The following is a 12,052-nucleotide window of genomic DNA, read 5'->3' on the forward strand; positions in this document are numbered from 1 at the left end:
TGTTATAAAACATAAGCTCCTTTTAATCCGTTAATAAAATTATTAGTTCCAGCTACATCTACATGATAATGATAACCTCTAACATCATCATAATGTCCGCGAAGTTCATCTAAATCTGTTGGCTCGTTCCCGTCTTTATCTTTTAACTCATATATTCCAAAACCATCTAGAGCATAGCCTATAAGTGCACCATGATTATCGTTTTGGGCAATAGTATGCCTATCTGAAATACCTGTTGTTGCTATATGATAATGATATCCTTGATGAATATTTATATGCCCACCTGCATCATCAAAAGGAGCAATTGTGTAGGCATTTAAAATATTATTTACCGGTGCAGGAGCCGAAAACTCAACACCATTTAACGCTATTCCTCTTGTAGAAGGCACTCTTTTTTCACCGGGTCTTGGTCTGCCATGTCCTTGCTTAAATTTAGTAGTTTCGGTTTGTAGTACAGGTGTAACAGGAATATACCAAGTATTAGAGACATCCGTTAAATATGATGGTAAGCACTCTACACAAAAGTTTCTGTACGCATCGCCTACATCTGGAGTAGCAGCATTAGTACAGTCTTCTAAAGTTGATGTTTTAATTATTTTGCCATCATTGGTATACATCATCCAAGTACTATCATTATAAAAAGTAGATAGATTTTTTATAAACTCACCATCTACATTGTAAACTTTACCATCATTCATCCAAATACCACCGGCTTCTGCCCCATCGGTAATGTTTTCTGGACACCAAGGCCCCATTTGATGATCTGTAGCTAATCCATTAGTTACAATTTTATAACATTCTGTACTTGTTCCATCAGATAACTCACAAGGCACTTTAGTAACTGTAACGTTTTCTGTTGTAAAATATTCAGGATTAACGCTTACAATATCTGTATTGGATGACTTACAAGCAATTAAACAAATAGTTAGTAAAAGTGAAATGTGAGTTAATTTAATCATTTTTTCTTTATTAAATTATTGTCTTGGTTTTCTGCCTTTTGGCTTAGCGTTTTCAACCTCTTCTTTAGACAAGTAACCATCTTCGTTTGCATCAATTTTGGCAAAGTTTTCTTTTAAAGGGCCTTTTACTTCATCTTCTGATAGTAAATCGTCTTCATTAGCATCAAGCTCTTTAAAAATTTCGTCAACAGTAGGAGGTTCTTTTCTTTCTTCTTGTGCATTTACAGAAAATGCCATTGCTATCATTGTTATTAAAGATAACAAAATTGTTTTACTTTTCATTATATATCATTTTAGTATTCCTTACAAAGGTTGTTATTTATTACATGCAATATTTATGTTTTCAATGAATAGGCTTAGCTTTTCTGTTAATGGCTGTAAATAATCTGTAACGACCTTATTTTACTAATATAAATGAGTGCTTTTTCTCAATTCATAGATTTTTTTTTGCTTTACTTTGCAACATGAATAAATTTAAACGACTTATTTTAGAGGTACTTTTATGGTTATTAATAGGTATTATTATTTGGCTTAACCAAGGTACCACAGATGCCATATTAACTGAAAACTTAATTGTTTTAATTTTCCAGGCATTTTTAATATTTACTGTAATATATTTTACTGCATCAAATTTATTATTCAATAAAAAATATACATTATTTATTGTTTCCTCTGTAATATTAATTACTGTTTCGGTAATAGCCCTAAGTTATATTAATCCGCTATTTATTGATCCGTATCAACCGGAATTCGATTTTAATTTTAGGCCTCCGCCAAACGATGGAAAACACCCACCAACTCATGTTTTAATTCAAGTTTTAATACTTTCAATTAGCTATTTATTTGCAACAGCCATAGAGGTTTTTATTTATTTAAAAGATAGAGAACGAGAAACTATGGAAGCAAAAAATGTAAATTTAGATAACGAACTTAAATTATTAAAATCGCAAATAAATCCGCATTTTTTATTTAATGCCTTAAATAATATTTATGCACTTTCTGCCATTGATGCTAACCGAACACAACAAAGTATAACGTATTTATCTGATATGCTTCGTTATGTATTGTACGAATGTGAAAATGATTTTGTACCTATAAAAAAAGAAATAACATATATAGAAAATTACTTGCAATTATTCTCTCTAAAAAGTAGCAAAAAGCACCCCATACATAAACATTTTAACGTTGAAAATAACGACCTTAAAATAGCACCAATGCTATTTATTCCGTTTATTGAAAATGCATTAAAACATGGTAATATTGAAAAAATTAAAGATGTTTTTATAAATATAAAATTAGAAGCGAAAAATAATGTTGTTAATTTTGAAATTGAAAATAGCAAACCCAAAACTGTAGCACAAAAAGATAGTGTTGGTGGTATAGGTATTGAAAATGTGAAAAAACGTTTGCATATTTTATACCCTAAAAAGCATAAACTAGTTATTACAGAAACCGAAACAGTCTTTAAAATTAATTTAAACTTAGAGTTATAATGAAAACCCTAAAATGCTTAGTTATTGATGATGAAGAATTGGCGCGTGGACTCATAAAATCTTATATTAATAAAGTTGATTTTTTAGAGTTGATTGCCGATTTTGAAAGCCCAATAACTGCGATGCAAATTTTAAAATCGGAAACTATTGATATTATTTTTTTAGATATACAAATGCCTGATTTAAAAGGAACCGATTTTGCGAAATTAATTCCAAAAGAAACCAGTATTATATTTACAACTGCCTATTCTGAATATGCACTAGATGGCTTTAATTTAAATGCACTAGATTACCTTTTAAAACCAATAAGTTTTAATCGTTTTTTACAAGCAGTAAATAAATTTAAAAAAGAAGAAGTAATTGTTAACGACACACTAACTATTAAATCTGGTTACGATTTGTATAAAGTTAAGTTTAACGATATTAATTACATTGAAAGTGATAACGAATATGTGGTTTATTATACTTCCCAGAAAAAAATAATGAGTCACCAAACCTTAAAATCGTTAGAAAAAATATTACCAAAAACCTTTATGCGCGTACACCGTTCTTACATTGTAAATACACAAAAAGTGACTGCCTTAAAACAACGTGATTTACTTATAAACGATAAAACAATTCCTGTAAGTGATCGCTATTTTGATGCTGTAAAAACTGTAATTTTTAAATAAAAAAAGCCTTAATATTAATTTATTAAGGCTTTTATAATTATATGTAGTTTCTTTTAATTAATAGCAATTAATTCTAAATCAAAAACTAAATCTTGTCCAGCTAACGGGTGGTTAGCATCTACAATAATAAACTCCTCTTCTACTTCTGCTACTCTAAATTGTTGTTCAGAACCATCAGGTCTAGAACCAACTAAGCCCATACCAACTTCTGGATTTATAGATTCTGGCAAATCGCTTTTTGCAATTTTTTGAAATAATTCCTTATGAATTTCTCCGTAAGCATTAGTTTTTTCTATAGTAACTGTTTTCTTTTCATTAACTTCCATATCAACTAAAGCATTCTCAAAACCAGGAATTAATTGTCCTTGACCTAGTTGAACTTTTAATGGTTCTCTTTCCAAAGAACTATCAAAAACTTGACCGTTTGTTAATTTTCCTGTGTAGTGTACTTCAACTGTATCGTTTGCTTTTACTTTACTCATAACTATTTTTTAAAATTTTAGTTAAAGCAAAGGTATAATCTATAATCTCGCTTAAAGAATTATAACAAACAATGTTATGTTAAATAAAAAAATAAATCATCATAATAAACCAAAACATATGTTTAAATCTGTAATACAATATAAAATATACGGTATTGTTTTCTCACTGTTTTAAACAAATAGATGATTTTTTTTCAGTGTTTAGAACTTTTTAACATATTTTATTCAAAAAAAGCAATAACTTAGTTGCGCATTAAAACAAACCAACCATGAATACAACACAACTTAGCAGACGCAATTGGCTTAAAAAAGGGACATTAACTTTAGCTGGAATGGCAATGATGCCTTCTGATATTTGGGCAAATGCTGTAGAAAATGCACAAATTAACAACTCAACTTTTTTATTTAGCACAAAAAATACATTTAACGAATTTACTCCTCCTGTAGGTTTAGAGCCAGAGCTTAAAGCTATTTTACGCGCCAATGAAAACCCTTATGGCCCACCACCATTAGCTGCTAAAGCTTTTCAAGATGAAGTATTTTCTGGTAATAGATATGCATGGAAAACTTTAAATAATTTAATAAATATTTTAGCCGAAAAAGAAAACGTAAAACCAGAGCAAATATTAATGGCTCCTGGATCGTCTGATATTTTAGAAAAAGTGGCCATGGTGTTATTTCAAAAAGGTGGCGATGTAATTAGTGCAGACCCAAGTTATATGTCTTTAATAAACGTATCCAAATCGGTTGGTGGGCAATGGAAATCTTATAAATTACTAAGTGATTCTCAACACGATTTAGATGCTATGGCTGCTGGAGTAGACGAAAACACAAAGTTAGTTTATATATGTAACCCCAATAACCCAACGGGATCTATTACAAATGCTAAAAAACTTAAAGAATTCTGTAGTAAGGTTTCCGAAAAAGTTCCTGTTTTTGTAGATGAGGCCTACATAGAACTTTCTGATAATGGTATAAAAGACAGTATGGTTAGTTTAGTTAGTGAAGGTAAAGATGTTATGATTGCCAGAACATTTTCTAAAATTCACGGAATGGCTGGTTTACGCATTGGTTATTTAGTAGGTAAAGAAGAAACCATTAATAAAATAAACGAAATTACTCGTGGAGGAATGGGAATTACTGGTCCTTCAATAATGGCAGCTACAACAAGTTTACAAAATGATGATTTTTTAAACATGTCTAAAACTAAAATTGCTGAAGCTAGAGCCTACACAAAAGATTATTTAACAAAAAAAGGGTATAAGTTTTTACCATCGCAAACCAATTTTATAATTTTTGAAATTGATATGGAAGGTAAAGAGTTTTTAAAACAAATTTATAGCAAACAAGTTGGTGTTAGAGCTTTTAAATTCTGGGATAAAAACTGGTGTAGAGTAAGTATGGGCACCATGGAAGAAATGAAATTGTTTACAGCAGCCATGGACGAAATATTTGCTTAATGAGTGATGCAATAACAAAAGCAATATCTTTTTTAGCTTTTATTATTATTGGAATTATATTAAAAAAGAAGTTTGCTTCAAAAGAAGAAGTTAACGGATTAAAAAAAATAATTTTATTACTCGCTTTACCTTGTACCATTTTTGTTGCACTTTTAAAGGTAAAATTAAATGCAAATTTATTTGTTCTACCTCTTATTGCTTTAGGGTTTAATCTTATATTATTTTATGTTACCCCTATTTTACTTCAAATTTTGGGTATAACAGATCGAGGTATTGTAAACACCATAAAATTATTAATTCCATCGTTAGCTCCTGGCCTATCGTGTTTTCCTTTTATTTTAGAATTTTTAGGAGAAGATTATTTAGCTAAAGCTGCTATGGCCGATTTGGGTAACAAATTTTTTGTACTTTTTATACTTTATTTAGTTGCTATAAGATGGTTTTACAAAAATTCTGAAACTAAACAAGAATCTGTAAAAACAAAACTAAAATCTTTAGCAAAAACTATGTTTTTTGAGCCCGTTAATATTTTTATTATTGTGGCGCTAATATTATTATCACTAAACATATCTTTAAACGAACTACCATTATTTTTACAAAACAACTTATTGCGTTTAAGTGCTATAATGACACCTTTAGTTTTATTATTTATAGGTTTAGCGTTAAAACTACAACGTAAACAATTTGCCGAAATATTTTCAATTTTAATGCTTCGTTATGGCTTAACTTTATTTTTAATTGCAGCTGTTGTAGCCATTGCGAAAATTAAAGTAAATGCCGATATTTTATTTGCAATAGCCTTTGGACTGAGTTCATGTAGTTTTTGGCCATTTGCACATATTTCAACCATTGCAACAAAAGAAATAGATTTACCAAAACACAAACAAACATTTAATACCGATTATGCATTATCAATACTAGCATTATCACTACCATTATCTGTAATCTTAATTTTAGGTGTGTTAGTGTCCGGCAATACGTTTGCAAATACTAACAACATTTTGTTTTTGGCATTAGCCTTAACTTTTTTTGGTATTGCAATGCCATTGTACAAATGGGGAAAACGAGGTGCACAAATAAAAAGTCGTTATAGCAATATTAAATAAGTAATTTAATAAGATTCTGTTTCTTCCTTGCCTAAAACTATATCTCTTTTTGAAACGAATAAGCCTTCTTCTGTATCAAAAGTTAAGCTTAAAATTCTTTTAGGGTTTGTTTTTTCAATTTCTTCACGACAAGAATCTTTTAAAGAAGGATCGTCATTAAAAACATACGATTCTATTTTATGTTCTTCTTCACCAGGCGCTTTAATAATAGGCAATATTTGCTTTAATTCTTTACCATGAAAATATGAACCAGGAACAAAAGTATAAAAAGTATATTTTCCATCATCGTTGGTTTTTACCCAACCTCTGTGATGTACATAACGTTTTTTATTTTCACGCTTTAACTCAAAATTTCCATTTTCGTCTGTTTGATGAATAAATAAAATTACATTTTTTGCAGGTGTAACACCATCGCTTTCATAAATAGTTCCTGTAATTTTTAATTTATTTGTTTTTGAAGCAAAGTCAGGAATGGTATCAACATTATTAAGTTGTTTTTCTTTGTAATCATAAACTGGACTTCTTTTTTTAAAATCTACCGGAGCTTTGTTAGTTAAACTTGCACTTTCTTGTGCAAAACTTTTGTTTATAAAAAACAATAAGCATAGAATGCCTAAGAGGGAAATTGTTTTTTTCATAGGGTTATAAGATTAATTAGCTTAAAGCTAGCTAATTACCCTTCAATAAAATAATATATTCGTTTGAATTTAGAAATTAACGATTAATAGATTAAACGTCTATTTTAGTAGATAAATGGTTTATTTAATAATATTTCCTGTATAATTTATAGGAAACCTAGAAGCACTATTTAAAGATATACTTGTTTTTAAATTTGGCCATAGCGTTATAAAAACATCAAAATTTTCAGTATTACTTTTTGCTTGAAATGATATGTTATAGCCACTGTCTTTTCGTTTTTCAACTTTATAATCTTGCATTAAACCTTTAAATTTAATGGCCCCATCGGTTCCTCCATAATTTACATTCATTTGTCTTTCTCCAAAATAAGGTAAATAAGAAAATATAGAATCTCCTGAGATTTTTAAAAAGTTGCTATTACCTATTAAATTTATACTACTCGCATTACTCCCTGGTTGTAAAAGGCCTGAGTTTAATACTTGCTGCATGGCATTTGTAACTTGTGGATTCGCCCAAGTAGATTCAATTTTAAAATTTTTATTTTGAATTACTTGATTGAGATATGATATTTCTGCTTCTGTAACTTTACTTCTTGAAGATTTACACGACAATAAAAATACTAAGGAAACTAAAACAAAAATTATAACAGATTTCATAACGGCTAATTTTTACTTTAAAATACAAAATTTAACCGACATTTAAAATATACTAATTGGTTAGCATTTTCTTTATAGTTTTAATCCAGTCGTTTATATTGCTATTACCGGTATTAATTGCCTTATTTTTATTTCCGTAAGGCCCATAAACTGTTAAATCTGTAGGTTCAAAAAAGCCTAAAGTAGGTGTTAAACTAGCGCTCGCTAAATGCATTACACCATTATCTGCTGCAATAAATATTGAAGTATTACTAATAATACCTGCCATTTCCCTAATATCTTTACTGTAAAAATTAGGAGCTTTAAAATTTATTTTTGAAATGTTTTCAATAGGTAGCATTTCAATTATATTATAGTCTGGAAATTCTTGTAGTAACCTATTGTAAAAAGTATTCCACCAATCTTCAGAATAACACTTACTTCCAGTAGCATTGGTGTAAATACAAATAGTTTTCTTATCGTTTTTAATTAAATTATTCAAGATTTTTTTACCTGCAGCAATTTCATCTGTATTCAATTTAATATTTAATACGGGTAATTCTGAATTGTTTTTTGGATATCCTAAATTTTCTAAAAAACGTCTTAAATTATAAATTGGTTTTTTTGATATATGTTTATAATCATGAAACTTAGCATCTAAATCTTCATAAAACTCGCCAAATACTTTAAATTTAGCTTTGCTAATATTAGTTAGAAGTTTACCTGAAGAAGAGTTTGTATCTCCATTAATAACTAAATCGTATCGTTTTTGTTTTATAGAAATCCAAACTGCTACATATTTTAATAAATGATTAAATGGCTTTTTTGGAAGTTGTTTAATTTTATCGATATGTTCAAAATTTTGAAAAACAGGAACAGCAACACCTCCTTTAACAAACAAATCTATTTTACAATTAGGAAAGGTATTTATAACCTCTTGTACAATGGGTGTAAGTAATAGTTGATTTCCTAACCTGTGGTTTGGCCTTACTATTAAAACCTTTTTTACATCTAAAGGTTTAGTTACATCAACTTTAGGTGTTTTATACGATTTACCAACATTTTTGGTAATATTTCGCATAATACGTCTTCTTAAATTATTTATGCGATAATTTACTTTCATTGTTTTTTATCCATTTTTGCTTTATAAATTACGTTTAATATTAAACCTGTAATTATTAAAGCTATTCCTAAAAGGCTCCACATAGTATAAACTTCGGCAAAAATAAAAACCCCGAAAAGTACAGTAAAAATAACTTCTAAGTATTTTAATGGCGCTACTTGACTGGTAGAAGCTACCTGAAAAGCTTTTGTCATGTACACCTGACCAAAATATCCAAAAACACCTAAACTCAACAATAAAACCCATTCTATTCCTTTCGGATTTGTCCAGTTAAAAACGGAAAAAACAGCGCCCACAAGTGTAGAAATTATCATGAAATAATTAACCACAACAACAGGATGTTCACTTTTACCTATCTTACTTAAAACTACATATACAAGGCCACTAAATACTGCCGCACCTAAAATTAACACTAGGCCATAAGTATTTATTTGGGCATCAAATCCTTTTATTATTAACACGCCAAAAAATGCAATTGCAAAAAATAGCCATTGCCATTTTTTTATTCGATCATTTAACAAAAACATCGCTAAAACAGATGCGAAAATTGGTGCTAAATACCTAAGTGTAACTGCCGTACCTATTGGCAAATATTTAGTAGACATAAAATACAACGACATTGATGTTACACCAACCAATCCTCGTAATATTAAAAGTTTTTTATTATTACCTAAAAGTGGAATTTTATTTTTTAATAAGAAACCAAATGTAAAAAACAACGAGCTTATAGATCTAAAAAAAACAATTTGAAATGCATTAACATGCACCAACGATTTTACAATTGTATTCATGCAAGCAAAAGCCAATGTGCTAATTAACATGAATTTTATGGCAGATTTAACGTCCAATACTTCTAGGTTTAAATTTGCGTTTTGTATTTATAAAATACACGCCAGTTAATAAAACAGTTGCAGCAATAACCGATTGCAAGGTAATTTTTTCGTTTAAAACGTACCAACCTAAAAGTAAAGCTATTATAGGATTTACATAGGTACTTGTTGCTACTTTTTCTGGAGAAACTTCTTTAAGTAAATAATTAAAGGCTGTAAACGCAATAGTGCTACCAAAAATTACTAAACCAACTAAAGCCCATTGCACATCGGTACTCCAAGAAGTTGGTAACGACCAATTTTCGCCAAAACAAAAACTTAAAAACAACAGCATTAAACCCCCAAATAACATTTGGTATGCTGTATTTACAAAAGAGTTTTTTGGTAAATCTGCCTTACCTACAAAAATGCTACCGTAAGCCCAACTTATCATACAGATAAAAATCATTATAATACCAACAATTTGGTTTTCTTGACTTATTAATTGTTTTTGGCTAACCAAAAGGTAAATGCCTATAAAGCCTAGTACAACACCTATGTAAGACATTGTAGATATTTTCTTTTTCTGAATAATTCGCATTAAAATTAAAACCACTAAGGGTTGTGCAGAAATTTCTAAAGCAGCAAAACCACTATCTACAAATTTTAAAGCCCAAACCACTACCCCATTACCAAAAGTTAAAAACAAAAATCCGGCAATTGCTGTATTTTTTATTTGTTTAACAGATATTGATATATCTTGCTTTAAAAACTTAGCAATTAAAAAAATTATACCACTTGCTGTTATAAACCTAATGGCTGCAATTTTAAATGGAGGTAGTTCTGAAACTGCAATTTTATTAAGTAAATACGTAGATCCCCAAATTACATATATAGCAAAGAAGGCTAATAAAATAGAGATGGTTTTTCTAGAAACACTCATACAATTGCTTTAAAAATAGGCTGCTAAGTTAAAGCTTATTTTATGGTTAGTTGGAAAATTATAAAGAAATTAATCTTCTGGAGGATAGCCATGAATGTCTTCAAAAACTTCATCAAAATTATTACGTAAATATGCATTTAATTTTTTTCTATAATCGCCTTTAAGCCATTCGACAAAATTAAAGGTACTTTTACTTATACATTTAGTATAACGACCAATTCTAAAATCGATATCGTCTCCTAATTTTTTTGCCAGAGCTAAGGCATCGTAAACATCTTCGCTGTTTTCTATACAAATTTTTGCATGATGTTCTATTGAACGTTCTAAAACAACTTTTGATGATTCGCCGTTTCTAATAGAATTTACATATGTTTTTTGAATATCGAAATATACATCTTTGGAGTTTGAGAATTCTTGTCGCAATTCATCAGGCATTTCATATCTAAAATTGCTTTCGAGTTCTTCATCACTTAAAATATTATCTAAATAAAAATTAGGCGATTTAAAAATGCGTTGCCAATCTAGATCGTCTCCCCAAGGACCAAACCTGTGGAAATTATTTCCTAAATCTATTACAGAAAACGAACTTTTATTTTTAAAAATACGCGATCCACGACCAATCATTTGGTAATAAAGCGTTAAAGATTTTGTTGCCCTGTTTAATATGATACTTTCAACACTTGGTTCATCGAAACCTGTTGTTAAAATACTTACAGATGTTAAAATAGCATCAGGCGTGTTTTTAAACCATTTTAAAATCATGGCACGCTCCTTTTTTGTATTAGTATTATCTAAATGAGCTATTGGATATCCTGCTCGCCTAAAGGTATCATAAACATGTAATGATGTGTTAATACCATTATTAAATATTAATGTTTTTTTACCCTTTGATCGTTCTTCATATGCTTGTAATAACTTGGTAAGCATATCGTTATCTGTATACAAATCTTCAGAAGATTTAACTGTATAATCTCCATTTGCACCAACTACTAACGAGGTTAAACCAACATTGTAGGTGTACATTTCTGCTCGAGCTAAAAATCCGTTTTCTATAAGAGATTCTATGCTTTCTCCTACGATTAGTTCATCGTAGTTATCTGTCATTGGTAACTCTATACTCGAACTTAATGGTGTTGCTGTAACACCAAGTATAAATGATTGACTAAAAAATTTAAATAATTTAGTAAACGAATTGTAGTGAGCCTCATCAATAATAACCAAACCAATATCTGAAATATCAAGTTTATTATCGTTTAATCGGTTATTTAACGTTTCCACCATTGCTACAAAACAACTATAATTTGCTTGGTCGCTTAAATCGGCTTTACTATCAACAACTTTATTTATAACACCAAATTCGGTAAGCATTTTGGAGGTTTGTTTGCAAAGCTCAATTCTATGAGTCATTACAATAACCTTTTTCTTGTGAGTTTTTAAATATTGCCTAACAATTTCAGAAAAAATTACTGTTTTTCCTCCTCCTGTTGGTAATTGATATAGTAAATGATAATCGTCTGGAGATTCCTCAAAGGCTGTAAAAATTTTATCGATAGCGCCTTTTTGATAACTATATAAATCTTTTCCTGCTTTTCTTTCTTCTAATTCTGTTTTTGAAACGGCCATATTTACAATTTACTGACGAGCAAAAGTAACATCTTTAAAGGGTTTTTTAAAGTAAAAATCTGGTAAAATTTAAAAAACTTTAAAAGTAGATGATTGTAAAAAATATAAA

13 protein-coding genes are annotated in these 12,052 nt (G+C 29.3%); 4 read left to right on the top strand and 9 right to left on the bottom strand.

The features are described 5' to 3' along the window. Nucleotides 1-2: 2 nt before the first annotated feature. Together LG649_RS02660 and LG649_RS02665 are read right to left on the bottom strand one after the other, a co-directional pair. The gene (locus LG649_RS02660; RefSeq protein WP_226540612.1) at nucleotides 3-959 is read right to left on the bottom strand and encodes a YHYH protein; all 957 of its coding nucleotides are present in this window, start codon (nucleotides 957-959) and stop codon (nucleotides 3-5) included. Nucleotides 960-974: 15 nt separating this feature from the next. Then, nucleotides 975-1,241, bottom strand: coding sequence for an EF-hand domain-containing protein (locus LG649_RS02665; RefSeq protein ID WP_226540614.1), 267 nt, complete (start codon nucleotides 1,239-1,241; stop codon nucleotides 975-977). 182 nt (nucleotides 1,242-1,423) lie between these two features. Here LG649_RS02665 and LG649_RS02670 point away from each other — a divergent pair, with 182 nt between their 5' ends. Together LG649_RS02670 and LG649_RS02675 are read left to right on the top strand one after the other, a co-directional pair. Continuing rightward, entirely contained in the window at nucleotides 1,424-2,452 is a 1,029-nt protein-coding gene (locus tag LG649_RS02670) for a sensor histidine kinase (RefSeq protein WP_226540615.1), read from the top strand. After that, nucleotides 2,452-3,123 (top strand): LytR/AlgR family response regulator transcription factor, encoded by a 672-nt coding sequence (locus LG649_RS02675; RefSeq protein WP_226540617.1) that lies wholly within the window; start codon nucleotides 2,452-2,454, stop codon nucleotides 3,121-3,123. The genes LG649_RS02670 and LG649_RS02675 overlap by 1 nt, the downstream gene beginning before the upstream one ends. A gap of 53 nt (nucleotides 3,124-3,176) precedes the next feature. Here the strand turns inward: LG649_RS02675 and LG649_RS02680 are convergent, their stop codons facing one another. Further along, nucleotides 3,177-3,605 carry an FKBP-type peptidyl-prolyl cis-trans isomerase gene (locus LG649_RS02680; protein WP_226540618.1) on the bottom strand — a complete coding sequence of 143 codons (429 nt, stop codon included), beginning with the start codon at nucleotides 3,603-3,605 and terminating at the stop codon, nucleotides 3,177-3,179. Between the two features lie 269 nt (nucleotides 3,606-3,874). On the opposite strand from LG649_RS02680, the gene LG649_RS02685 reads away from it, so the two are divergent. Together LG649_RS02685 and LG649_RS02690 are read left to right on the top strand one after the other, a co-directional pair. Beyond that, a complete protein-coding gene (locus LG649_RS02685) occupies nucleotides 3,875-5,065 on the top strand; it encodes a pyridoxal phosphate-dependent aminotransferase (RefSeq protein ID WP_226540619.1) in 1,191 nt (396 codons plus the stop codon). Further along, nucleotides 5,065-6,171: an AEC family transporter gene (locus LG649_RS02690; RefSeq protein WP_226540620.1), complete on the top strand. Its 1,107-nt coding sequence runs from the start codon at nucleotides 5,065-5,067 to the stop codon at nucleotides 6,169-6,171. The genes LG649_RS02685 and LG649_RS02690 overlap by 1 nt, the downstream gene beginning before the upstream one ends. A 5-nt stretch (nucleotides 6,172-6,176) precedes the next feature. On the opposite strand, the gene LG649_RS02695 is transcribed toward LG649_RS02690, so the two are convergent. The 6 genes from LG649_RS02695 to LG649_RS02720 form a co-directional block, all read right to left on the bottom strand. Next, a complete protein-coding gene (locus tag LG649_RS02695; RefSeq protein ID WP_226540621.1) occupies nucleotides 6,177-6,809 on the bottom strand; it encodes a peptidase associated/transthyretin-like domain-containing protein in 633 nt (210 codons plus the stop codon). 120 nt (nucleotides 6,810-6,929) lie between these two features. Next, nucleotides 6,930-7,466, bottom strand: a complete 537-nt coding sequence (locus LG649_RS02700; RefSeq protein ID WP_226540622.1) for a DUF4251 domain-containing protein — start codon at nucleotides 7,464-7,466, stop codon at nucleotides 6,930-6,932. Between the two features lie 52 nt (nucleotides 7,467-7,518). Next, nucleotides 7,519-8,568, bottom strand: coding sequence for a glycosyltransferase family 9 protein (locus tag LG649_RS02705; protein WP_226540624.1), 1,050 nt, complete (start codon nucleotides 8,566-8,568; stop codon nucleotides 7,519-7,521). Continuing rightward, nucleotides 8,565-9,416 (bottom strand): DMT family transporter, encoded by an 852-nt coding sequence (locus LG649_RS02710; protein ID WP_226540626.1) that lies wholly within the window; start codon nucleotides 9,414-9,416, stop codon nucleotides 8,565-8,567. The genes LG649_RS02705 and LG649_RS02710 overlap by 4 nt, the downstream gene beginning before the upstream one ends. Continuing rightward, nucleotides 9,406-10,320: an EamA family transporter gene (locus LG649_RS02715; RefSeq protein WP_226540631.1), complete on the bottom strand. Its 915-nt coding sequence runs from the start codon at nucleotides 10,318-10,320 to the stop codon at nucleotides 9,406-9,408. Before LG649_RS02715 ends, LG649_RS02710 begins: the two co-directional genes overlap by 11 nt. A 69-nt stretch (nucleotides 10,321-10,389) precedes the next feature. Beyond that, complete coding sequence (locus LG649_RS02720; protein ID WP_226540633.1) at nucleotides 10,390-11,943, bottom strand: DEAD/DEAH box helicase; 1,554 nt, start codon at nucleotides 11,941-11,943, stop codon at nucleotides 10,390-10,392. Nucleotides 11,944-12,052: the final 109 nt, after the last annotated feature.

This window comes from Neotamlana laminarinivorans (genome assembly GCF_020523925.1).
Taxonomy (GTDB): Bacteria; Bacteroidota; Bacteroidia; order Flavobacteriales; family Flavobacteriaceae; genus Neotamlana; species Neotamlana laminarinivorans.